Annotated in this window: 18 protein-coding genes; 7 read left to right on the plus strand and 11 right to left on the minus strand. The window is 68.5% G+C overall.

Annotated elements, in window-relative coordinates:
• Positions 1 to 72: 72 nt before the first annotated feature.
• Positions 73 to 2,940 carry a valine--tRNA ligase gene (locus GQ56_RS0131025; protein ID WP_031402354.1) on the minus strand — a complete coding sequence of 956 codons (2,868 nt, stop codon included), beginning with the start codon at positions 2,938 to 2,940 and terminating at the stop codon, positions 73 to 75.
• A gap of 202 nt (positions 2,941 to 3,142) precedes the next feature.
• Between GQ56_RS0131025 and GQ56_RS0131030 the strand changes: the two genes are divergently transcribed.
• Both GQ56_RS0131030 and GQ56_RS0131035 read left to right on the plus strand, forming a co-directional pair.
• Positions 3,143 to 5,506 (plus strand): UvrD-helicase domain-containing protein, encoded by a 2,364-nt coding sequence (locus GQ56_RS0131030; protein ID WP_031402355.1) that lies wholly within the window; start codon positions 3,143 to 3,145, stop codon positions 5,504 to 5,506.
• Complete coding sequence (locus GQ56_RS0131035) at positions 5,503 to 6,300, plus strand: 5'-methylthioadenosine/adenosylhomocysteine nucleosidase (protein WP_031402356.1); 798 nt, start codon at positions 5,503 to 5,505, stop codon at positions 6,298 to 6,300. The genes GQ56_RS0131030 and GQ56_RS0131035 overlap by 4 nt, the downstream gene beginning before the upstream one ends.
• Before the next feature lie 75 nt (positions 6,301 to 6,375).
• Here GQ56_RS0131035 and GQ56_RS0131040 read toward each other — a convergent pair whose 3' ends face one another.
• On the minus strand, positions 6,376 to 7,620 hold the full coding sequence (locus GQ56_RS0131040) for an MFS transporter (RefSeq protein WP_031402357.1): 1,245 nt from the start codon (positions 7,618 to 7,620) through the stop codon (positions 6,376 to 6,378).
• A gap of 406 nt (positions 7,621 to 8,026) precedes the next feature.
• On the opposite strand from GQ56_RS0131040, the gene GQ56_RS0131045 reads away from it, so the two are divergent.
• Together GQ56_RS0131045 and GQ56_RS0131050 are read left to right on the plus strand one after the other, a co-directional pair.
• The gene (locus tag GQ56_RS0131045) at positions 8,027 to 9,700 is read left to right on the plus strand and encodes a methyl-accepting chemotaxis protein (RefSeq protein WP_031402358.1); all 1,674 of its coding nucleotides are present in this window, start codon (positions 8,027 to 8,029) and stop codon (positions 9,698 to 9,700) included.
• A gap of 191 nt (positions 9,701 to 9,891) precedes the next feature.
• Positions 9,892 to 10,341, plus strand: a complete 450-nt coding sequence (locus tag GQ56_RS0131050; RefSeq protein WP_031402359.1) for an EpsG family protein — start codon at positions 9,892 to 9,894, stop codon at positions 10,339 to 10,341.
• 128 nt (positions 10,342 to 10,469) lie between these two features.
• Here the strand turns inward: GQ56_RS0131050 and GQ56_RS0131060 are convergent, their stop codons facing one another.
• Genes GQ56_RS0131060 through GQ56_RS0131075 form a run of 4 tightly spaced genes read right to left on the minus strand, consistent with a single transcriptional unit; the run spans position 10,470 to position 15,367 of the window.
• Positions 10,470 to 11,345, minus strand: a complete 876-nt coding sequence (locus tag GQ56_RS0131060; RefSeq protein WP_014897260.1) for an efflux RND transporter periplasmic adaptor subunit — start codon at positions 11,343 to 11,345, stop codon at positions 10,470 to 10,472.
• A gap of 12 nt (positions 11,346 to 11,357) precedes the next feature.
• Entirely contained in the window at positions 11,358 to 11,561 is a 204-nt protein-coding gene (locus tag GQ56_RS0131065) for a DUF1656 domain-containing protein (RefSeq protein ID WP_031402360.1), read from the minus strand.
• Positions 11,558 to 13,759, minus strand: coding sequence for an FUSC family protein (locus GQ56_RS0131070; protein WP_031402361.1), 2,202 nt, complete (start codon positions 13,757 to 13,759; stop codon positions 11,558 to 11,560). Before GQ56_RS0131070 ends, GQ56_RS0131065 begins: the two co-directional genes overlap by 4 nt.
• A 15-nt stretch (positions 13,760 to 13,774) precedes the next feature.
• Entirely contained in the window at positions 13,775 to 15,367 is a 1,593-nt protein-coding gene (locus GQ56_RS0131075) for an efflux transporter outer membrane subunit (RefSeq protein ID WP_031402362.1), read from the minus strand.
• Positions 15,368 to 15,524: 157 nt separating this feature from the next.
• On the opposite strand from GQ56_RS0131075, the gene GQ56_RS0131080 reads away from it, so the two are divergent.
• Positions 15,525 to 16,466, plus strand: a complete 942-nt coding sequence (locus GQ56_RS0131080; protein WP_031402363.1) for a LysR family transcriptional regulator — start codon at positions 15,525 to 15,527, stop codon at positions 16,464 to 16,466.
• Positions 16,467 to 16,583: 117 nt separating this feature from the next.
• Entirely contained in the window at positions 16,584 to 16,748 is a 165-nt protein-coding gene (locus GQ56_RS46125) for a hypothetical protein (protein ID WP_162836111.1), read from the plus strand.
• Positions 16,749 to 16,807: 59 nt separating this feature from the next.
• Here GQ56_RS46125 and GQ56_RS0131090 read toward each other — a convergent pair whose 3' ends face one another.
• From GQ56_RS0131090 to wrbA, 4 genes are read right to left on the minus strand one after another with little or no spacing between them, the layout of a single operon-like run.
• On the minus strand, positions 16,808 to 17,638 hold the full coding sequence (locus tag GQ56_RS0131090) for a metallophosphoesterase (protein WP_031402364.1): 831 nt from the start codon (positions 17,636 to 17,638) through the stop codon (positions 16,808 to 16,810).
• Positions 17,639 to 17,663: 25 nt separating this feature from the next.
• Positions 17,664 to 19,085 (minus strand): FAD-binding oxidoreductase, encoded by a 1,422-nt coding sequence (locus GQ56_RS0131095; RefSeq protein WP_031402365.1) that lies wholly within the window; start codon positions 19,083 to 19,085, stop codon positions 17,664 to 17,666.
• A gap of 18 nt (positions 19,086 to 19,103) precedes the next feature.
• Positions 19,104 to 19,496 carry a DUF2069 domain-containing protein gene (locus GQ56_RS0131100; RefSeq protein ID WP_031402366.1) on the minus strand — a complete coding sequence of 131 codons (393 nt, stop codon included), beginning with the start codon at positions 19,494 to 19,496 and terminating at the stop codon, positions 19,104 to 19,106.
• The gene (gene wrbA, locus GQ56_RS0131105; protein WP_031402367.1) at positions 19,493 to 20,104 is read right to left on the minus strand and encodes an NAD(P)H:quinone oxidoreductase; all 612 of its coding nucleotides are present in this window, start codon (positions 20,102 to 20,104) and stop codon (positions 19,493 to 19,495) included. The genes GQ56_RS0131100 and wrbA overlap by 4 nt, the downstream gene beginning before the upstream one ends.
• A gap of 145 nt (positions 20,105 to 20,249) precedes the next feature.
• Here wrbA and GQ56_RS0131110 point away from each other — a divergent pair, with 145 nt between their 5' ends.
• Positions 20,250 to 21,578 carry a YihY family inner membrane protein gene (locus tag GQ56_RS0131110; RefSeq protein ID WP_031402368.1) on the plus strand — a complete coding sequence of 443 codons (1,329 nt, stop codon included), beginning with the start codon at positions 20,250 to 20,252 and terminating at the stop codon, positions 21,576 to 21,578.
• A 16-nt stretch (positions 21,579 to 21,594) separates the two neighbouring features.
• On the opposite strand, the gene GQ56_RS0131115 is transcribed toward GQ56_RS0131110, so the two are convergent.
• On the minus strand, positions 21,595 to 21,912 hold the full coding sequence (locus GQ56_RS0131115) for an Mpo1-like protein (protein WP_031402369.1): 318 nt from the start codon (positions 21,910 to 21,912) through the stop codon (positions 21,595 to 21,597).
• Positions 21,913 to 22,085: the final 173 nt, after the last annotated feature.

Consider the following 22,085-nt stretch of genomic DNA (forward strand, 5'->3'; position numbering starts at 1 on the left):
CCTGTAATCGACTTGTCAGACGGCTTATGTTCACGTTTGCATTATAGTGAACGCAAACGACCTTACCGTTTGTTACGCAGGCAACCGATCGAGCTGCGCGCGCAGTTTTTCGAGCGTGCTCTGGAATTCCGCGACGCGTTTCTGCTCCTGCTCGACCACGGCCGGCGGGGCTTTGGCGACGAATGCCTCGTTGCCGAGCTTCGCGTTGCACTTCACGATCTCGCCCGTCAGGCGCGTGATTTCCTTCGACAGGCGCTCGCGTTCGGCCGCGACGTCGATTTCCACCTTCAGCACCAGCTTGTTCGGGCCGACGATCGCGATCGGCGCGCCGTGCGCTTCCTTGTCGAGCGCTGCCTCGTCCGCGAGGATCTGCACTTCCGACAGGCGCGCGAGGGCCTGCACGTACGGCGCGAACGAGCGCAGGCGCTCGGCATCGCCGGCCGCGAGCAACGGCACCTTGGTCGCCGGCGACAGGTTCATCTCGCCGCGCAGGTTGCGGCATGCGTCGACAATCGCCTTCAGGTCGGCGGCCCACTGCTCGGAGGTCTCGTCGATCTTCTCCAGGTTGGCGACCGGGTAGGCCTGCGTCATCAGCGACGCCTCGCCTTCGGCCTTGCCCTGGGGATAGCGGCCCGCGAGCGGCGCGACCTTCTGCCAGAGCGCCTCGGTGATGAACGGGATGACCGGGTGCGCGAGGCGCAGCACCGTTTCGAGCACGCGCAGCAGCGTGCGGCGCGTCGCGCGCTGCTGTTCCGGCGTGCCGTTCTGGATCTGCACTTTCGCGAGCTCGAGATACCAGTCGCAGTACTCGTCCCACACGAACTTGTAGATGCCGCTGGCGATGTTGTCGAAGCGGTAATCGGCGAAGCCCTTCGCGATGTCGGCCTCGGTGCGCTGCAGCAGCGACACGATCCAGCGGTCGGCCGCCGAGAAGTCGAGGTAGCCGCCGGGGCCGCAGTCGCCCGCGCCGCAGACTTCCGGCTTGTCGCTGCCGCAGTCGTGGCCTTCGCAGTTCATCAGCACGAAGCGCGTCGCGTTCCACAGCTTGTTGCAGAAGTTGCGGTAGCCCTCGCAGCGCGCGAGGTCGAAGTTCACGTTGCGGCCGAGTGTGGCCATCGACGCCATCGTGAAACGCAGCGCGTCGGTGCCGAACGCGGCGATGCCGTCCGGGAATTCCTTGCGCGTCTTCTTCTCGATCGTCGCGGCCTGCTTCGGATTCATCAGGCCCGTCGTGCGCTTCGCGATCAGCGTGTCGAGGTCGATGCCGTCGACGATGTCGATCGGGTCGAGCGTGTTGCCCTTGCTCTTCGACATCTTCTGGCCTTCCGCGTCGCGCACGAGGCCGTGCACGTAGACGGTGTGGAACGGCACCTTGCCGGTGAAGTGCGTGGTCATCATCACCATCCGGGCGACCCAGAAGAAGATGATGTCGAAGCCCGTGACGAGCACCGACGACGGCAGGAAGTGTTCCAGTTCAGGCGTTTCGTTCGGCCAGCCGAGCGACGAGAACGGTACGAGCGCCGACGAGAACCACGTGTCGAGCACATCCTCGTCGCGCTTCAGCGCACCCGCGTAACCCTTCGCGGCAGCCTGCGCGCGCGCTTCTTCCTCGTTGCGCGCGACGAACACCTCGCCGTTTTCGCCGTACCACGCGGGAATCTGGTGGCCCCACCACAGCTGGCGCGAGATGCACCAGTCCTGGATGTTCTCGAGCCACTGGTAGTAGGTGGTCGTCCAGTTTTCCGGGACGAACTTGATCTGGCCGTTGCGCACGACGTCGAGCGAGGTTTCCGTGATCGACTTGCCGGGATTGAACGTGCCTTCCGGCGCCGGCTTCGTCATCGCGACGAACCACTGGTCGGTGAGCATCGGCTCGATCACGACGCCCGTGCGGTCGCCGCGGGGCACCATCAGCTTGTGCGGCTTCACCGAGTCGAGGAAGCCCAGCGCATCGAGGTCGGCGACGATCGCCTTGCGCGCGTCGAAGCGGTCGAGGCCGCGATACTGCTCGGGGCCGTTGTCGTTGATCTTCGCGTCGAGCGTGAGGATCTCGATCGGCGCGAGCTTGTGGCGCAGGCCGACCTGGTAGTCGTTGAAGTCGTGCGCGGGCGTGACCTTCACGACGCCCGTGCCGAATTCGCGGTCGACGTAGTCGTCGGCGATCACCGGGATCTCGCGGCCCGTCAGCGGCAGCGTGACGAGCTTGCCGATCAGGTGCGCGTAGCGCTCGTCTTCCGGATGCACCATCAGCGCGACGTCGCCGAGCATCGTCTCGGGGCGCGTCGTCGCGACGGTCAGCGAGCCCGAGCCGTCGACGAGCGGATAGCGGATGTGCCACAGGTGGCCGTTTTCCTCTTCGCTCGCGACTTCGAGATCCGACACGGCGGTGAGCAGCACCGGGTCCCAGTTGACGAGGCGCTTGCCGCGATAGATCAGGCCCTGTTCGTAGAGCGTGACGAACACGTCGCGCACGGCGGCCGACATCTTGTCGTCCATCGTGAAGTATTCGCGCGACCAGTCGGTCGACGCGCCGAGCCGGCGCACCTGGCCCGTGATCGTCGAGCCGGATTTCTGCTTCCATTCCCACACGCGCTCGACGAACTGCTCGCGGCCGAGGTCGTGGCGCGACACGCCCTGCGCGTCGAGCTGGCGCTCGACGACGATCTGGGTCGCGATCCCCGCGTGGTCGGTGCCGGGCACCCACAGCGTGTTCTCGCCGAGCATCCGGTGGTAGCGGGCGAGGCCGTCCATGATCGTCTGGTTGAACGCGTGGCCCATGTGCAGCGTGCCCGTCACGTTCGGCGGCGGCAACTGGATCGCGAAATCGGGGCGGGCCGGGTCGAATGCCGGGGCCGCGTAGCCGCGTTTTTCCCACTCCGGCCCCCATTGGGACTCGATGGTGTGGGGTTCGAAACTCTTCGCAAGCGTGTTGTCGCTCATGTTGGAAATCTGCCGAAAAATGCGTGAATTGGATGCCGAATCCGACAATTATAAATGGATGCACATCGACCAGCCATCGCCCGGCCGCCGCGGGCCCGTCGCGATGCGCCCGCGACGTTCGTTCGAACGGATCGGGAACGGCATCGCGCGGCCGACTTATAATGTCGGGTCCGTATTTTTCTCGCCCGTTCGCTGCCGCTCCATGCCCGATCTGCTCGCCAATCTGAACCCCGAACAACTCGCCGCCGTCACGTTGCCGAACGAACCGGCGCTGATCCTCGCAGGGGCGGGCAGCGGCAAGACCCGCGTGCTGATCACGCGCATCGCGTGGCTGATCCAGCAGGGTTACGCGTCGCCGCCCACCGTGCTCGCCGTCACCTTCACGAACAAGGCCGCGCGCGAGATGATGGCGCGCCTGTCGGCGATGATGCCGATCGATACGCGCGGGATGTGGATCGGCACGTTCCACGGCCTCTGCAACCGGATGCTGCGCACGCACTGGCGCGACGCCGGCCTGCCGCAGACCTTCCAGATCCTCGACACGGCCGATCAGCTGTCCGCGATCAAGCGGCTGATGAAGGCGGCGAACGTCGACGACGAAAAGTACCCGCCGAAGAACGTCCAGTACTTCATCAACAACGCGAAGGAGCAGGGGCTGCGCCCGGACAAGGTCGACGCGACCGACAACTTCAACCGCAAGTTCGTCGAGCTGTACCAGGCATACGACCAGCAGTGCCAGCGCGAGGGTGTCGTCGATTTCCCCGAGCTGCTGCTGCGCTGCTACGAGCTGCTCGCGTACAACGCGCCGCTGCGCGCGCACTACCAGGCGCGCTTCCGGCACATCCTCGTCGACGAGTTCCAGGACACCAACAAGCTGCAGTACGCGTGGCTCAAGCTGCTCGCGGGCGGCCAGAACGCGATCTTCGCGGTCGGCGACGACGACCAGTCGATCTACGCGTTCCGTGGCGCGAACGTCGGCAACATGCGTGACTTCGAAGACGAATTCCGCGTGCGCAACCTGATCAAGCTGGAGCAGAACTACCGGTCGCACGGCAACATCCTCGACGCGGCGAACCAGCTGATCTCGAACAACGCGCACCGCCTCGGCAAGAACCTGCGCACCGACGCGGGCCACGGCGAGCCCGTGCGCGTGTACGAGGCGAGCACCGATTCGCAGGAGGCCGGCTGGATCGTCGAGGAGATCCGTTCGCTGATCAACACCGGGATGGCGCGCAGCGAGGTGGCGGTCCTGTACCGCAGCAACGCGCAGTCGCGCTCGATCGAGCACACGCTGATGTCGTCGGGCATCCCGTACCGCGTGTACGGCGGCCTGCGCTTTTTCGAGCGGCAGGAAGTGAAGCACGCGCTCGCGTACCTGCGCCTGATCGACAACCCGAACGACGATACGGCGTTCGTGCGCGTCGTGAACTTCCCGACCCGCGGGATCGGCGCGCGCTCGATCGAGCAGCTGGCCGACGCGGCGCGCCTGTACGGCTGCTCGATGGCCGCCGCGATTCCGTACGTGACCGGCAAGGCCGGCACGAGCCTCGGCGGGTTCGCGAACCTGGTCGCGAAGATGCGCGCCGATACGCAGCAGATGAACCTGCCCGACACCGTCGAGCACATCGTGCGCGCGAGCGGCCTTGCCGATTTCTATCAGGGCGAGCGCGAAGGCCAGGACCGCCTCGAGAACTTGCAGGAACTCGTGAACGCGGCCACCGCGTTCATCGCCGAGGAAGGCTACGGGCTCGACACGCCGGCGCGCTCGATTCCGCTGCGCGCCGGCGCGATCGCGGCGCCCGAGCTCGGGGCGGCGGCCGACGATCCGGCGGTCGACGTCCTCGATCCGGCTTCGCCCGCCGACCCGGCACAGAACCCCGACACGATGACGCCGCTCGCGGGCTTCCTGTCGCATGCGTCGCTGGAGGCCGGCGACAACCAGGCGCAGGCCGGCCAGGACGCCGTGCAATTGATGACCGTGCATGCGGCGAAGGGGCTCGAGTTCTCGGCCGTGTTCATCACGGGCCTCGAGGAAGGGCTGTTCCCGCACGAGAACAGCGTGCTCGAATCGGACGGCCTCGAGGAAGAACGCCGGCTGATGTATGTCGCGATCACGCGCGCGAAGGAGCGGCTCTACCTGTCGTTCGCGCAGAGCCGGATGCTGCATGGCCAGACGCGCTACAACGTGCGCTCGCGCTTCTTCGACGAACTGCCGGAGCACGTGCTGAAGTGGCTGACGCCGAAAGTCGAGGCCGGTTCGCGCTGGGGCGGGCGTTCCGACAACGCCGGGTACGGGCGCGACTGGTTCGCGCGGCCGGGCGGCGGCAATCGCGAGCAGATCGTCGACGCGGCCGTGTCCGCGCCGCTGCCCGCGTTCGCGAACAAGCAGCGCGCGGCCGATACCGGCTTCCGGGTCGGCCAGCAGGTGTTCCATACCAAGTTCGGCGAAGGCACGGTCACCGCGCTCGAAGGCAGCGGCACCGATGCGAAGGCGCAGGTGAAGTTCAAGCGGCACGGCGAGAAATGGCTCGCGCTCGCGGTCGCGAAACTGCAGGCGGTGGAATGATGGGCATCGATACGAGCGCAACGCCCGCGGCTCGCCCGCTCGGCATCCTGGCCGCGCTGCCCGAGGAACTCGGCGACCTGATCGCCGCGATGCGCGCCGACGGCGCGATGAAGACGGTCACGCTCGGCCGCCGCGATTACCACGTCGGCACCGTGCACGGTGCGGCCTGCGTGGTCACGCTCGCGCGGGTCGGCAAGGTCGCGGCCGCCGCGACGGTCAGCGCGCTGATCCATGTGTTCGGCGTGGCGGGCGTCGTGTTCACCGGCGTCGCGGGCGGTGTGTCGCGCACGGTGCGGGTCGGCGACGTCGTCGTGGCCGACATGCTGCTCCAGCACGACCTCGATGCTTCGCCGCTGTTTCCGCGCTACGAGGTGCCGCTGCTCGGCATCACGCGTTTCGCGACCGACGCGGCGCTGACGGTGCGTCTGAGGGCCGCCTGCACGCAGTTCGTCGCGGAAGAGGGCGCGCAGTTCGCCGCGCGCTTCGGGCTGGCGGGCGCGACGCTGCACGCGGGGCTCATCATCAGCGGCGACCGCTTCGTGTCGAGCGAGCGCGAGGTCGTCGCGCTGCGCGACGCGCTGCCGGACGCGCTCGCGGTTGAAATGGAAGGCGCCGCGATCGCGCAGGTGTGCGCGGAACACGACGTGCCGTTCGCGCTCGTGCGCACGATTTCCGATACGGCCGACGATCACGCGACGCAATCGTTCTCGCATTTCCTGTCGGCGATCGCGAGCAGCTATTCGTCCGGCATTCTCCGGCGTTTCCTGATGCTGCACGCGACGACGGCGGCCTGAAGCCGCCGCCGTTTTCTCTTTCCGGGCCGATGCGCCCGTTCGGCCGGCCGCGGCGCGCACGCCGCGGCCGCCCCGTCACGCCGGCTTGCGCCGGCTGCGGCTGCCCTCGAGGTTCGGCAGGAACACCGTCAGCACGCCGATCAGCGGCAGGAACGAACACACCTTGTAGACGAACGCGATGCTCGTCGCGTCGGCGAGCTGGCCGAGCACGGCCGCGCCGACCCCGCCGAGACCGAACGCGAAGCCGAAGAACAGGCCCGCGACCATCCCGACCTTGCCGGGCATCAGTTCGGTCGCGTACACGAGGATCGCGGCGAACGCCGACGCCAGCACGACGCCGATGATCACGGTCAGCACGCTCGTCCAGAACAGGTTCGCGTATGGCAGCAGCAGCGTGAACGGCGCGACGCCGAGGATCGAGGCCCAGATCACGTACTTGCGGCCGATCCGGTCGCCGACGGGCCCGCCGATCAGCGTGCCGGCCGCCACGGCCGCGAGGAACACGAACAGGTGGATCTGCGCGGCCTGCACCGACAGGTGGAACTTGTCGATCAGGTAGAACGTGAAATAGCTGTTGATGCTTGCCAGATAGAAGTACTTCGAGAACACGAGCAGCACCAGCACGCCGATCGCGCCCATCACGCGGCCGCGCGACAGCGTCGGGTGGCCGGCCGCCGCGGCCTTCTTCTTCATCGACGGATGCTTCTTGTACCAGTGGCCGATCTGCGTGAGCACGATCATCGCGACCAGCGCGGCCGCCGAGAACCACGCGATGCTGTGCTGGCCGTGCGGAATGATCACGAGTGCCGCGAGCAGCGGCCCGAGCGCGGAGCCCGCATTGCCGCCGACCTGGAACACCGACTGCGCGAGCCCGTGCTGGCCGCCCGACGCCATCCGCGCGACGCGCGACGATTCGGGATGGAACACCGACGAGCCGCAGCCGACGAGCGCCGCGGCCACCAGCAGTATCGGGAAACTGGGTGCGACCGACATCAGCAGCAGCCCCGCGAGCGTAAAGCCCATGCCGACCGGCAGCGAATACGGCTTCGGACGCTTGTCGGTATAAAGACCGATCAGCGGCTGCAGCAGCGACGCGGTGATCTGGTAGGTGAGCGTGATCAGGCCGATCTGCGCGAACGACAGCGCGAACTGGCTCTTGAGCATCGGGTAGATCGCGAGGATCAACGACTGGATCATGTCGTTGAGCATGTGCGAGAAACTGATTGCGCCGAGCACCGGATAGACGGTGCGCGCGACGGGCGGTGCGGACGGCTGGGCGGCGGCTGCGCCGGCGGTGCCGGTGTCGAGGCTGGTTTCCATGTGAGAGCTGAACGAGTTGAGGTGGCGGGCGCGCTCTGCTGGGGATCGGCGCGTCTTGAATCGTTGTTGCGTCAAAGAAGTGTAATGTGGCGTATCGAGAATGTCCTGCCAAGTTTTGTCGTGAATCGGACATTCCTCCGAGCGACCGGCCGGTGCCCGGTTTTTTGGCCGGGTATAACGCTGGCGGCGCGTTCGCACGGCGGCGAGCGGGGCGCCCGGGCCGGTGGGTGGTTTACCGGACTCAAGAAATGGCGGCGGCGGCCGTAGAACGACCCAATGACAACAGGCGCGCCGCGCCCGGCACCGGCTATCCGCCGTGCGGGCGCAGGACGTGCGGCATGGCCGGCCGTCGCGGGAATGCTGGAACCGACCTTTCCGGCTGCGTGATCAATACGGGGATATATCGATGAAAGCAGCATCTCTGCATCCACAGCCCGGTGCGGCGGCCGCCGCACCCGACGTGGCCGCCGGTCGCGCCGTGCGACGACCGCGCGCGGCGCGCCGCGCACGCCGGCCGTGGACCGTCAAGGCGACCTTGCGCGCCGCGTTCGCGATCCTGCTGGCGGGCACGCTGGCGATCGGCATGTTCTCGCTGTGGCAGATCAGCCGGCTGAACGGGTCGATCGCGTCGGTCTACGAGCAGGGCCACGTCGCGAGCCGCGCGGCGCAGGAGGTGCGGGCCGAGGTGCTGCACGCGAGCCGGGCCCAGAAGATGCTGCTGACCGCGACCACCGCGAAGGAGCGCGACGAACTGGGCGCCGAGGTCGGCGCGGGGCTCGCGTCGATCGGCCAGGCGCTCGGTACGCTGCAGCGCTACGCGGATCCGTCCGATGCCGACGATTCGGCGCGCTTGCGCGCCTTTTCGACGGCAGTGGGCGCGTGGAGCGCGCATCTGCGCGATTTCGTCGAGCTCGTGCGCGCGCAGCCGCTCGACCTGTCGCAGATGAACTGGCAGGTCGGCACGCAGGACGTGTCGTTGCTGGTCGAGACCGGCAAGCTCGAGAAACTCGTCGCCGAGCTCGTGAAGACGCGCGGCGCGAAGTCGAAGGCGACGCTCGATGCGTCCGCCACCATCTTCTCGTCGTCGTTCGCGATGATCGCGGCGATGACGGCCGCGCTGATCGTGCTCGCGATCGTGATCGCCGAGCGCGTCGTGCGCCGGCTCGCGTCGCAGCTCGGCGGCGAGCCCGCGCATGCGAAGGCGATTGCCGCCGACATCGCGCGCGGCGACCTGACGCGGCCGATCGTGCTCGGCAGGCACGACCGCGACAGCATGGTGCGCGCGCTGTCCGAGATGCAGACGGGGCTCGCGGCGACCGTCGGCGAGATCGCCGTCAGTGCCGAGGCGATCGCGGCCGCGTCCGGCGAGATTTCCACCGGCAACCTCGACCTGTCGAAACGCACCGAGCAGCAGGCCGTCGCGCTCGAGCGCACCGCGGCCAGCATGGAGCAGCTCACGTCGACCGTACGGCAGAACGCCGAGAACGCGCGGCAGGCGAGCGCGCTCGCGGCCAATGCATCGGCCGTCGCGGAGACCGGCGGGGAGGTCGTCGGGCGCGTGGTCGCGACGATGAGCGAGATCGACGACAGCGCGAAAAACATTCGCGACATCATCGGCACGATCGAGGGGATCGCGTTCCAGACCAATATTCTGGCGTTGAACGCGGCGGTCGAAGCCGCGCGCGCCGGCGAGCAGGGGCGCGGTTTCTCGGTGGTCGCGGGCGAGGTCCGGCTGCTCGCGCAACGCGCGGCGACTGCGGCGAAGGAGATCCGCTCATTGATCGGCGCGTCGGTCGAGCGTGTCGCGAACGGCGCGGCGCTCGCGCACGACGCGGGCCGCACGATGGGCGACGTCGTGCGGGCCGTCAAGCGCGTGACCGACATCATCGGCGAGATTTCGGCCGCATCGGACGAGCAGAGCGCCGGGATCGACGAGATCGGCCGAGCGGTCACGCAGATGGACGCCGGCACCCAGCAGAACGCGGCACTCGTCGAGCAGGCGGCAGCCGCGGCGAACGCGCTCGACGAGCAGGCGCAGGCGCTGAAATTGCTGGTCGGGCGCTTTCGCATCGCGGCCTGAGCGCCGCGCGGTCGCGGGCCGGCCAGCCGCGACGCGCGCATGCCGGCGCCGCCCGTGGTTCGATGACCGGACCGGCAGTCGCACGGCGCGCAATCCCCTACAATGCGCTACCACACGGCTGGGGGGGAGCGCCCGCGGCGCGTGCGCGCCGGTAGCGGGGCGGCGGCGCGCCGGGCGGGTCGTCGACAACAATGACGGCGATGATTTACCTGAGCGGATACCTGTGCGTGCTCGTCGCGGCCGCGATCGGCCTGCGCACGCGCGTGACTGCCTGGCGGTGGCTTGCGGCGGGGATCGCGCCGGCTGCCGCATTCGCCGTACTGCGCGGCCGGACGGGTACCGACACGGCGAGTTACCAGGACATCGTGGCCGGCGTCTGGAGCGGCAACCTGAAGTTCGTGCCGCGCACGCACGAGCCCGGCTTCGTGTGGCTCGTGCGTGCGCTCGAATGGGTCGGGCACGATCCGCGCATTGCGACGGCGATCCTGTCGTTGCTGATCGTCATCGCGTTCGGGCGGACGGTCAAGGATGCGTCCGTGTTCGCCACGCTGGTCTTTCCGTTGTTCTTCTACGATATGGCGATGAGCGGGCTGTGCTACGGTCTCGCGTTCTGCGCGGCGAAGATCGCGTCGGATGCGTGATCGGCGCCATCGGTTTCGCGATGCGGTTGCGCAACATGCTCGGCGAATCGGGGCTCGGCCCGTCGCCGTTCCTGCCTTACCGGTTCTTCTGGCAGTGACGCGGCCGGGGGACGCCGGCCGCTCCGCGCTTACGACTTCTTCTGCTTGTCGGGATCGATGATGACCGTGCAGGTCGTGCCCGCCGACAGCACCACGTCGGCCGGCACCTCGTCGATCCGGATCCGCACCGGCACGCGCTGCGCGAGGCGCACCCAGTTGAAGGTCGGGTTCACGTCCGCGACGAGGTCGCGGCTTTGCGGGTTGTCGCGGTCGTAGATGCCGCGCGAGATGCTTTCGACGTGGCCCTTCATCACGCCGCCGCTCATCAGCCGCATTTCGGCCGGCGCGCCGATCTTCACGCGCGGCAGCTTGGTCTCCTCGAAGTAGCCGTAGACCCAGAACGAATGGCTGTCGACGATCGCGAGTTTCGCCTGGCCGGCCACCGCGTAGTTGCCCTTGAACGTCTGCAGGTTCGTGATGTAGCCGTCGACCGGCGCGACCACGCGCGTACGCTCGAGGTTGAGCTTCGCGGCGTCGAGCGCGGCGATCGCCTGCTGATACTGCGCATCGGCGCTCGACGCGCTGTGGGCCGCGTTCTCGCGGTTTTCCTTCGACACGACGAGCGCATCGAGGTCGGCGCGGCGAGCCGCGTCGTCGCGGCGCATCTGCAGCTCCGCGCGGCGGGCGGCGACGGCCGCCTGCGCCTGTTCGACCGCGATCTGGTAGTGCGACGGATCGATCTGCATGATCAGGTCGCCCTTTTTCACGAGCTGGTTGTCATGCACGGGCAGCTCGACGATCGCGCCCGATACGTCCGGCGCGACGTTGACGATCTCGGCGCGCACGCGCCCGTCGCGCGTCCACGGATCGTCCATGTAATGCACCCACAGCGAGCGCCCGATCAGGATCGCGACGAGAAGGATGACGGCGGTCGCGACGAAGCCGAAGAGTTTTCTGAGAATCATGATGGTTCGGAATCAACGGTAAACGGCGAGACTCAGTCCGCCGCACATGCAGACGAGGAGGCAGGCCCGGAACAGCGAAGGGTGCCAGACGAGGCGGTAGAGGCCCGTATAGGCGAGCAGGCGGTCGACGGCCCAGGTCGCGAGCGCGCCCAGGACGAACATCAGCACCACCGTGGGCATGTAGGCATCGAGAATGGCGATTTCGCGCGGCATCATGACGAGGCTCCAGGTTGTTGTCGTACCGGGCCGTCGCTGTCGAGCGCGGCGAGCGGCGATTCGGGGTCGAGCAGCGCCGTGCGCACGAAGTGCAGGTGGCTCAGGATGCGCTGCAGCCGGTGGCGTTCTTCGCGTGACGGCGTGAACGCGTCGAGCGTCTGCCGGGTCGAGTCGATCGCGTCGTTGACCGCGGCGAGCGTTGCATCGAAGCGTTCGCTGTCCGGCCGGGTGAACAGCGAGGACAGCGCGGTGCGCATCGTCTCGATCGCGCGCCGCCACGGCATCGTCGGCGCATAGCGCGGGTCGGGCGGCAGCGTCGCCAGCTCGTGGCGCAGGTCGATCGCCGCGTTGCCGGCCTCGAGCACCGCGAACATCCAGCGCAACGCGTCGCGCTGCACGTCGGGCTGGTCGGCCGACAGCGTGTGCGCCTGGTACATCAGGTCGCGCGCGCCGCTCTCGAAGCGCGTGCGCAATCCGGCGAGCCGCGCGTGGCAGGCCGCGACGGCCTGGTGGCGCAGGTCGGCGAACAGCCGCTTCTTGAGCCACGGCGCCGTCGGCGGGAACAGCACCGCGAACGCGATCGCCGATACCAGCATCGACAGCAGGAGCGCGAGGGCGTCGTTCATGAAGCTCATGGGGTCGTAGTGCGTGATGCTGTCGGGGCCGGCGAGGAAGCAGAAGAAGATCAGGTAGCCCGCCCCGTATCCCGCGAGCTTCGGCTTCAGCGTCATGTAGATGCCGATCGCGAGCAGCGGCGCGAGCGCCGCACACAGCAGCAGGAAGCCGTCGATCCGCGGGTAGATGCCGAACGTCAGCAGGAAGCCGGTGCAAACGGCCAGCGCCGTGCCCATTCCCATCTGGGCGGCCATCGCGGTCGGGCGCGGCGCCGACGACGCGAGCGCGCAGGTCGCCGCGGCGTTCAGCACCAGCATCACGCCGCTCGGCCAAGCGGTCTCGATCCAGAACCAGCCGAGCACGAGAATCACCGCCGCGGTGCGGATTCCCGCGATCGTGGCGGCCGTTGCGTTGGTGCGCGGCTCGTAGCGTTCGATCCAGCGTTCGCGCTCGTGCGTTGCGGTCGCGAGCGACGCATAGGTCGCCGCGTATTCCTGCAGGTCGGTGATGAAGCGGTACAACAGTTCGGCGGCCGTGTCGAAGTCGAGCAGCGGGAAGTCCGGCTGCGTTTCGCATTCGGCGCGCGTCGCGCGGATCCGGCGCGGCAGGGCGTCGCGCCACGCGAGCAATTGCTCGGCGGAGTGCGCGGCGTCGATCGACGTGCGCACGGGCTCGCCGTTGCGGGTGAGCAGCGGCGCGATCTCGCGGAAATACGGTTCGATCGCATCGATCGCGGCTTGCGCGCCGGCCGCGTGCAGCCGGTTCATCAACTGGTGCAGCGCGTGAAAGCGGCTCGACGCGCTCATGAACTCGCTGTTCAGCCGCGCGAGGCGGCCGCTGCGCATGCGCGTGTCCGGGTGCTCGAACACGGCCATGCTGCGCGCGGCCTCGAAGCCGACCACGTCGGCGACGAAGCGCGTGTGGATGGTCTCGATGTGCGCGCGATCGAGCTGGCCCGACAGCGCCGACGCGACATAGTCGACGAAGCTGCCGAAGCGCTTGCGCACCGTCGTGCGCATCTGCTCGCCCGTGTACTGCGGAAACACGAGCGCGCTGACGACGCCCGCCGACACGATCCCGATGATGACCTCGGACACGCGCGTCATGGCGCTCATGAATGCGCCGTCCGGATGCTGCGACGCGGGCAGGCCGATCAGCGCGGTCGTATAGCCGGCGAGCAGGAAGCCGTAGCTGCGGAAGCTGCGGTTGCGTGCGGCGCCGGCGGTGCACAGGGCGATCCACAGCGCGATGGCCAGCAGAAACAGCTGCGGCTGCTGCGGGAACAGCCCGATGAACGTGAGCGTCGCGATGAGCCCGAAGATCGTGCCGGCGACGCGGTAGAAGCTTTTCGCGAGCACGGCGCCGCTTTGCGGCTGCATCACGATGAACACCGTGGTCATCGCGGTCTTCGGCGCCGGCAGGTCGAGCCGCATCGACACGCCGAGTGCGATGAAGGCCGCGAGCAGCGCCTTGAACAGGTAGAGCCACGCGGCGCCGTCGGTGCGGGCCCAGTCGCCGAAGGCGGCGTACCAGGCCGCGAACGGGCCGCCGGCGTAAGTGGAAGCGGGAGAGGAGGCTGACATGGCGGTCGCTCCGCGTTACCGTGCGGCCGGCATGCCGGCCGCGCCGGCGGTCGCGACCTGCGCGGGCCGTACCGCCGCCACGGGCCGTGCGCCCGATGCGGCGGCAGGCGCCGCGGCGCCCGCGGCGGGTGCGTCGTGCGACTGCGGCGGGGTGTCCGGCATGTCCTTGCCCGTCTCGACGCCGCCGCCGAGCGCGGTCATCAGCTGCGCATGCGCGGTGAGGCGTTCCGCGTCGATGCGGGTGGCGGTTTCCTGCGCGCGCAGCAACTGCTGCTGCGCGACCAGCACGTTCACGTAGTCGGTCAGCCCGCGGCGGAAGCCTTCGCGCGACAGCCTGTAGCTGCGGTCGTTGGCCTCCACCGAGCGTGCGGCGTCCTTCTTCTGCGTATCGAGGGAGCGGATCCGCACGACCTGGTCGGCGATGTCCTTGAGCGCGTCGACGATCGTCTGGTTGTAGCGCTCGACCGCCTGGTCGTAACCGGCGTCCGCCGAGCCGAGCTGCGCGCGCAGCCGTCCGCCTTCGAAGATCGGCAGCGACAGCGCGGGGCCGGCCGTCCAGCCGCCGTTCATCGCGCGCAGGAAGTCGGTGAACGGCGCGGTCACGCCGAAGCCGCCGACCGTCGCGAGCAGGTCGATGTTCGGGTAGAACGCCGCCTTCGCGACATCGATGCCGCGCGCCTGCGCGTCGACGGTCCAGCGCGCGGCGACGACGTCCGGGCGACGGCCGAGCAGGTCGGCCGGCATCGCCGACGGCAGGCCGGCCGGCGCGTCGAGCGCGAGCTGCGGGCGCTTGAGCGTGTCGCCGGCGCCCGGGCCCTTGCCGGCCAGCGCGGCGAGCTGATGGCGCGCGAGCTGGATCGCCTCTTCGTAGCTGTCGATCTGGCGCTCGTAGTCGGGCAGCGTCGATTCCGCCTGGCTCACCTCGAGCTGCGTGCCGATGCCGGCCTGCAGCCGCTTGCGCGCGAGATCGGCGAGCGCGCGCTGGCGTTCGAACGTTTCGTGCGCGAGGTCGAGCAGCGCATAGTTCATCGACATGTCGACGTACGCACGCACGATGCCGACTTCGAGGTCGAGCTTCGCCGCACGCGCGTCGGCGGCGGTCGCATGCGCGGTATCGAGCGCGCGCTCGGTCGTGTTCTTGTCCTTGCCCCACAGGTCGAGGTGGTACGACAGGCCGACCGTGCCGGTGTTGTTCCAGGTGTCGGTGTTCGCGAGCGGGCCCGGGCCGTAATACACGTTGTCGGGCCAGTGCTGGCGCATCAGCGACAGGTTGCCGTTGATCTGCGGCAGCTCGGCCGAGCGGGCGACGCGTGCCATCGCCTGCGCTTCGCGCACGCGCGCCTCGGCGGCCGCGAGCGTCGGGCTGCCTGCCAGGGCGGTGGCGATCCAGGCGTCGAGCTGCGGATCGCGGTATGCGCGCCACCAGTCGGCGGCGGGCCAGCCCGCGTCGCGGTCGGCCCCGCGGATCGCGGCGCCGGCGTCGAGCGCGTTCGCCTCGATGCGGGCCGACTGCGGCTTGTTGTCGCCCATGCCCGCGCATCCGGCCATTATTAATGAGACTGCAAGAACCGCCAGTGCGAGCGTCCCTTTTGTCGCCGGAGACTGCACGATTTTCTCCCTTTCGGATATAGATGAGTCGGAGGCGATTATATTTTTCAGTGATTCCTGAATAAATGGACAATGGTGCAAGTCATTTTTACGAATCCTGAGACAATACTTGTTGGCCTCTGTGCAACAATCCGTCCGGATTCAAACGGGTATTGGGATGGATACGTTACAAAACATGCGGGTGTTCGTCCGTGTGGTCGACGCGGGAAGCTTTACCGCGGCTGCCCAGCAGATGAATTCGACGACCGCCTACGCGTCGCGCGCGATCTCGGATCTCGAGGCGCACCTGCGCACGCGCCTCCTGAACCGCACGACGCGCCGGATCGCGCTGACCGAAGCGGGCGAGCGCTACCTGCAGCGCTGCGAGCAGATCCTCGCTTACGTCGACCAGGCCGAGGCCGAGGCGGGCGACGCGCATGCGCGCCCGTCGGGCAAGCTGAAGGTCCATTGCTTCACGAGCCTCGGCCAGCACTATCTGGTGCCGGCCATCGCGCGCTATCGCGAGCGCTACCCGGAGGTGCACGTCGAGCTGACGCTCGCGCAGCGGATGCCCGACCTGCTCGACGAGGGGTATGACGTCGCGATCGTCGTCGGCCGCGACCTGCCCGATTCGGGGCTCGTGTCGCAGCGCCTCGGCGAGAGCTACAGCGTGGTGTGCGCGTCGCGCAGCTACGTCGACGCGCAAGGCGCGCCGCAGCGGCCGGCGGATCTCGCGCAGCACGTCTGCCTCGGCATGGTCACGCCGGGCTTTCAATTCGACGAATGGGCGCTGGCGGGGCCGAACGGCGACGAGGTCGTCCCGATCACGGCGCCGCCGTTTCGCGTGAACGTCGCCGAGGCGCTCGCGGTGGCGGTGCGGGAAGGGATGGGGATCGGCGGGCTGCCGGTCTATTCGGCGATCGGCTGGCTGCGCAGCGGGCACATCGTGCGCGTGATGCCCGAGTACCGCTCGCACGTGATGAACATCTATGCGCTGTATCCGTCGCGCCAGTACCTCGACGCGAAAATCCGCACCTGGGTCGATTTCCTGCGCGACGAGCTGCCGGCCACGCTCGCCGCCGACGAAGCGGCGCTCGAGCAGTACACGCATGCGACATGACGGCGCGGTTGCCCCTGTTCTGACCAGATTTGTCCTTCACGCAACATTTTTTTACGGATGTGTGCCGGACAGTTTGATATTGTGGGAACCAATGAGATACGTCACCCCGGAGTAGCAATGGATACGCACCTGATGATCGGCCTTGGAGTCCTGCTCGGCGCGGCCGCGGCCGCCGCGGCGACCCGCGACCTGCTGCGCGCGATGAAGGCGAAGGCGCGGATGAAGCCGGTTCCGGTGCGGGTGCGCGCGGAGCGGCCCGAGGCGCGCCGTATCGATCGCTGATCCGGCGGCAGCGCCCCGGAAAGGGCGGGCCGCGCGATGCGGCCGCCCGTGCTCGGTGCTCAGCCGAGTTCGACCACCTTGTCCCACGCGAACGCACCGTTTTCCCGCTCGCCCGTGCGCCGGTGAATATAGCCGCGCGGGTTGCACACCACGCGGGTGCCGCCTTCGGCAATGTAATCGAATGACGTATGCGTGTGGCCGTGGAGCCACAGATCCACCGGCGGCCGGACGAGTTCGGCCAGGTCCGTGATGAACCCCGCCGAAGCAGGATCGTCCGCGTAGCGTTCCGCCAGCGAGCGCCGATGCGGCGCATGGTGCGTGACGACGATCGTCCGGCCCTCGAACGGCGTCGCAAGCTGCGCTTCCAGCCATGCACGGCCTTGCCGGTGCAGCGCGATCGCGTCGGCCGGCGCGAAATCCCGTTCCGGCCCGCCCGGCGCCGCATGCAGCGCCGCGTCCTGCGGCCAGGTCACCTGGATCAAGCCCTTGAAATCGAGCATCACGCGCAGCGCGGCGGCGATGGAGCCGGCCATGCTGGCGTCGTCGTCGCCGAACAGCGAAAAATCGCTCCAGAGCGTCGTGCCGAGCACGCGGAAGCGCCGTTCGGGATCGACGTAGACGTCGTTGTTCAGGTAATGCACGTTGTCGAGCGTATGCGCCGCGTCGCGCATCGCCGTTTCCAGCGCGCCGAATTCCCCGTCGTAGTACTCGTGGTTGCCCGGCACGTAGATCACCGGTACGGCCGGGTCGAAGGTTTCGGCGGCCCAGCGCAGCCCTTCCGCGTGATTGTGGATGTCGCCGGCCAGTACGACGAGATCCGCGTCGGCATGCGGAATCGTGTCGGGCTGGTTGCCTTCGAGATGCAGGTCGGACAGGACGCGGACTTTCACGGGCTTCGCTCCGGAGTGGGCGGCTTCAGCGCAGGACCTTGCCGGGATTCATCAGCCCGCGCGGGTCGAGCGCGGTCTTCAGCGTGCGCATCAGCGTCGTTTCGACCGGCGACTTGTAGCGCTGCGCGTCGTCGATCTTCAGCTGGCCGATGCCGTGTTCCGCGCTGATCGTGCCGTGGTGGCGGTGCACGTTGTCGTACACGATCCGGTTGATCGGCGCCTGGAACGCGGCGAGGAACGCCTTCGGATCGCCGCCCTCGGGCATCTGCACGTTGTAGTGGAGGTTGCCGTCGCCGAGGTGGCCGAACGTGACCATGCGTGCGCCCGGCGCCGCCTGCTGGATCGCCGCGTCGGTCTCGTCGATGAAGCGCGCGATCGACGAGATCGGCACCGCGATGTCGTGCTTGATGTTGAGTCCCTCGTCGGCCTGCGCCAGCGGAATGTGCTCGCGCAGATCCCAGAACGCGCGCGACTGCGCCAGATTCTCCGCGACCACCGCGTCGACCACGAGCCCGGCCTCGAACGCTTCCTCCATCAGCTTCTCGAACAGTGCGCGCGCATGCGCTTCGCTTTCGTTGTCGGACAGTTCGAGCAGCACCGTCTGGGCATGCGTCTGAGCGAACGGGTAGCGCAGTTGCGGATAGTGCTTGCCGACCAGCTGCATGCAGAAATCCGACATCAGCTCGAAGCCGGTCAGCAGCGGCCCGGCCGCGCGCTGCGCGAGCGCGAGGAAATCGAGCGCCGCGTGCGGCGACTCGAGCGCGGCGAGCGCCGTGACCTGGGCGGCCGGCAGCGGATGCAGCTTCATCACGGCTGCCGTGATGATTCCGAGCGTGCCTTCCGCGCCGATGAACAGGTCGCGCAGGTCGTAGCCCGTGTTGTCCTTGCGCAACCCGCGCAGGCCGTCCCAGATGTCGCCCTGGGGCGTCACGACCTCCAGGCCGAGGCACAGCTCGCGCGCGTTGCCGTAACGCAGCACCGCGGTGCCGCCCGCATTGGTCGACAGGTTGCCGCCGATCGTGCAGCTGCCTTCCGCCGCGAGGCTCAGCGCGAACAGCCGGCCGCCTTCGCGGGCGCGCGCCTGCACGTCTGCGAGGATCACGCCGGCCTCGACGGTGATCGTGTTGTTGTGCGGATCGAGCGCACGCACGCGATTCAGCCGCGCGACGCTCAGCACGGCCTGGCTGCCGCTCGCATCGGGCGTTGCGCCGCCGGCCAGGCCCGTATTGCCGCCTTGCGGCACGAGCGCGATCCCGTGCGCGTTGGCGAGCTTCACGAGTGCGGCGACTTCGGCCGTGCTCGCGGGCTTCAGCACCGCGCATGCGGCACCCTTGTAGCGGCGGCGCCAGTCGGTCAGGAACGGTTCGGTATCGTGCGGAGCGGTCAGCACATGGTCGGCGCCGATCGCGTCGCGGCACGCGGAAACGAAAGCTTCGGAAGACATCATCACCTTGTCGCGTAAGGGTCAGGACGCGGCGCGCGGCTTTTTCGCCGCGCGCTTGAACGGCGCGACGTAAGCCAGCGCCGCCACGAAGAAGCCGACGGCGAGCGCGGTCTCGCACCAGCCGAGCGTCGCGGACAGCCCGCGATCGGACATGCCGCGCACGACGCCTTCGGCGAGGTAGACGAGGATCAGCATGCTCGCCCACTGCATCGTATAGATGTTACGCCGCCAGACGCCGGGCAGCGCGAGCGCGAGCGGCACGGCCTTGAGCATCAGCGCGGAGCCGCCCGGGCGCAGCGGCGCGAGCCACAGCTCCCATGCGAGCGACAGCGCGATCAGCGCGACGAGGCACGCCGCGGCGATCCGCGCGTGGCGCGGCCGGGCCGCGACGGCGGGGCGGACGGGGGCGTTCATGCGGCCCGGGCGTCGGAGAGGGCGGCGGCCGCGCGCGCGAGCCGCACGCCGAGCGCCGCGGCGAGCGCCTTTTCGTCCGCCGACAGCCCGGCGGCCGCCGAGCGGTCGTGCTGCGCGACGTGCGATGCGCCGTACGGCGTGCCGCCGGTGCGGGTCGTGCTGAGCGCGGATTCGGTGTAAGGGATCCCGACGATCATCATTCCATGATGGAGCAGCGGCAGCATCATCGACAGCAAGGTCGATTCCTGGCCGCCGTGCAGGCTGCCCGTCGACGTGAACACGCTCGCCGGCTTGCCGGTCAATGCGCCGGACAGCCATTGCGGCGTCGTGCCGTCGAGGAAATACTTGAGCGATGCGGCCATGTTGCCGAAGCGGGTCGGCGAGCCGAGCGCGAGGCCCGCGCATTCCTCGAGATCGCGCAGTTCGGCGTACGGCGGGCCGTCGGCGGGAATGTCGGGAGCGGAGGCTTCGCAGACGGTGGACACCGGCGGCACGGTGCGAATGCGGGCCTGCATGCCCGGTACGCTGTCGATGCCGTTCGCGATTGCCAGCGCGAGATCGCGCGTGGCGCCGTGACGGCTGTAATAGAGGACGAGAATGTCTTTCATGGGCTACGGGGCCGCGTGCGGCCGCGCGCGTGCCCGGTGCGGTCGGCCCCTGCTGGAATCGAGCGGCTATTATAGGGGCTGAAGCCGTCGCGCAGCGCGACGGCGGCGCGCCGCCGGGCGCGCGGCATCGTGAAGGAGAAGCCGTTTGCCGAAGTTGAGCGTCGATCTCGACACCCTCAAGCGCCTCGCGCGGTTCGCGGCCCGGCGCAGCGCCGAGGATCGCATCCCGCAGGTGGCGGGCAGCCTGACCTTCACGACGATGCTGGCGCTCGTGCCGCTCGCGACGGTCGCGTTCGCGCTGTTCACGGCGTTTCCGATGTTCGCGTCGTTCCAGATCTCGCTGCAGGGGTTCCTCGCGGATCACCTGATGCCCGCGCAGTTCAGCATCCAGATCTTCAAGTACCTGAACCAGTTCGCGTCGAAGGCCAAGGGGCTGACGACGGCCGGCCTGATCGTGCTCGTCGTCACGTCGGTGATGACGATGATGACGATCGAATCGGCGTTCAACCTGATCTGGCGCGTGCGCAAGCCGCGGCCGTTCGCGCAGCGCGTGCTCGCGTACTGGGCGTTGATCACGCTCGGCCCGCTGCTGTTCGGCGTGAGCCTGTCGATCTCGTCGTACCTGTTCACGCAGTCGCTGGCGTTTACGGGGGCGGCGCCGTCGACGTCGATCGTCGAGTGGCTGCTCGCGCTGGTGTCGCTGCCGCTCACGGTGCTGGCGTTCACGCTGCTGTACGTCTACCTGCCGAACTGCACGGTCGCGTGGCGCGACGCCGTGATCGGCGGGCTGTTCGCGGCGGTCGCGTTCGAACTCGCGAAGCGCGGGTTCGGCTACTACGTGCGGCGGATTCCGACCTATACGGCCGTCTACGGCGCATTTGCCGCGCTGCCGGTGTTCCTGCTGTGGGTGTACCTGAGCTGGTTCATCGCGCTGCTCGGCGCGATGGTGGCGTCCGCGCTGCCGGCGATCCGGGTCGGCCAGTTCCATCGCATCCACTATCCGGGCAGCGACCTGCTCGACGCCCTCGACCTGCTCGCGCGGCTGGCCGACGCACGCGCGGCCGGCAAGCGCGGCTACACGGCGATGCGGCTCGCGACCATGTTGCGCTGCGACATGGAAACCGCGCAGCGGCTGCTGACGACGATGGAGGAGCGGGAGTGGATCGCGCGGCTGGACGGCGGCGGCGACGCGACGCCGCGCTATATCATGCTCGCGAACCCGGAGCAGCTGACGCTCGCGCATCTGTTCGACGTGCTGGTGATCGACCGTACGGAGCTGACCTACCAGTTGCAGCGGCGCCATGGTCATGTCGACGGCGCGGCGCTGCTCGCGGTGCTGTCGAGCGACCGCTTCGACGTGTCGCTTGCGACGCTGATCGCCGCGCACCGGCCCGCCGGCGCACAGCCGGCCGGCGGCGCCGGGCACGCGGACGGCGTGTCCGACCCGCACGCCCGGCCGCCGCGGCCCGCGTGAGCGCGCCGGCCGGCGGTTACAGCGGGATCTTGCCGGTACAGATGTCCTTGAACATCACCCAGTCGCCCATCAGGCTGTAGACCGGGTGCCGGAACGTGGCCGGGCGGTTCTTTTCGAAGAAGAAGTGTCCGACCCACGCGAACCCGTAGCCGCAGACGACCGCCGCCGGCAGCCACAGCCAGTTGCCGGTTGCGATCGCCATCGCGACGCAGCCGATCACGCCGAGCGAGCCGATGAAGTGCAGCCGTCGCGACGTCGGGTTCTGGTGCTCGTTCAGGTAATACGGGTAGAAATCGGCGAAGCGGGCGAATTGTTCCGAATGCGTGTGCGCCATGGCGGTCTCCTCGGGCCGCAGTCGATGGGATCATTGTGCGGCGGGGGGGGCGGCCCCCCCCGCCGGGGGGGGGCGCCCGCCCCACGGGCCCGCGCTTTCCTTTTGACAGGCTTTCCATCGGTGAGCAACAGGGGTTGTGTTCTAACAATGAGGGGGCATGCAAGCCGGGTGCG

This window comes from Burkholderia paludis, assembly GCF_000732615.1.
GTDB classification, from domain to species: Bacteria; Pseudomonadota; Gammaproteobacteria; order Burkholderiales; family Burkholderiaceae; genus Burkholderia; species Burkholderia paludis.

What these genes read in the sequence shown, in the direction of transcription:
- GQ56_RS0131060 (WP_014897260.1), bottom strand. Translation starts at nt 11,345, where the DNA reads ATGATTCTCAGAAAACTCTTCGGCTTCGTCGCGACCGCCGTCATCCTT.
- GQ56_RS0131025 (WP_031402354.1), bottom strand. Translation starts at nt 2,940, where the DNA reads ATGAGCGACAACACGCTTGCGAAGAGTTTCGAACCCCACACCATCGAG.
- GQ56_RS0131095 (WP_031402365.1), bottom strand. Translation starts at nt 19,085, where the DNA reads ATGATGTCTTCCGAAGCTTTCGTTTCCGCGTGCCGCGACGCGATCGGC.
- GQ56_RS0131070 (WP_031402361.1), bottom strand. Translation starts at nt 13,759, where the DNA reads ATGTCAGCCTCCTCTCCCGCTTCCACTTACGCCGGCGGCCCGTTCGCG.
- GQ56_RS0131080 (WP_031402363.1), top strand. Translation starts at nt 15,525, where the DNA reads ATGGATACGTTACAAAACATGCGGGTGTTCGTCCGTGTGGTCGACGCG.
- GQ56_RS0131050 (WP_031402359.1), top strand. Translation starts at nt 9,892, where the DNA reads ATGACGGCGATGATTTACCTGAGCGGATACCTGTGCGTGCTCGTCGCG.
- GQ56_RS0131035 (WP_031402356.1), top strand. Translation starts at nt 5,503, where the DNA reads ATGATGGGCATCGATACGAGCGCAACGCCCGCGGCTCGCCCGCTCGGC.
- GQ56_RS0131040 (WP_031402357.1), bottom strand. Translation starts at nt 7,620, where the DNA reads ATGGAAACCAGCCTCGACACCGGCACCGCCGGCGCAGCCGCCGCCCAG.
- GQ56_RS0131115 (WP_031402369.1), bottom strand. Translation starts at nt 21,912, where the DNA reads ATGGCGCACACGCATTCGGAACAATTCGCCCGCTTCGCCGATTTCTAC.
- GQ56_RS0131065 (WP_031402360.1), bottom strand. Translation starts at nt 11,561, where the DNA reads ATGATGCCGCGCGAAATCGCCATTCTCGATGCCTACATGCCCACGGTG.
- wrbA (WP_031402367.1), bottom strand. Translation starts at nt 20,104, where the DNA reads ATGAAAGACATTCTCGTCCTCTATTACAGCCGTCACGGCGCCACGCGC.
- GQ56_RS0131030 (WP_031402355.1), top strand. Translation starts at nt 3,143, where the DNA reads ATGCCCGATCTGCTCGCCAATCTGAACCCCGAACAACTCGCCGCCGTC.
- GQ56_RS0131045 (WP_031402358.1), top strand. Translation starts at nt 8,027, where the DNA reads ATGAAAGCAGCATCTCTGCATCCACAGCCCGGTGCGGCGGCCGCCGCA.
- GQ56_RS0131100 (WP_031402366.1), bottom strand. Translation starts at nt 19,496, where the DNA reads ATGAACGCCCCCGTCCGCCCCGCCGTCGCGGCCCGGCCGCGCCACGCG.
- GQ56_RS46125 (WP_162836111.1), top strand. Translation starts at nt 16,584, where the DNA reads ATGGATACGCACCTGATGATCGGCCTTGGAGTCCTGCTCGGCGCGGCC.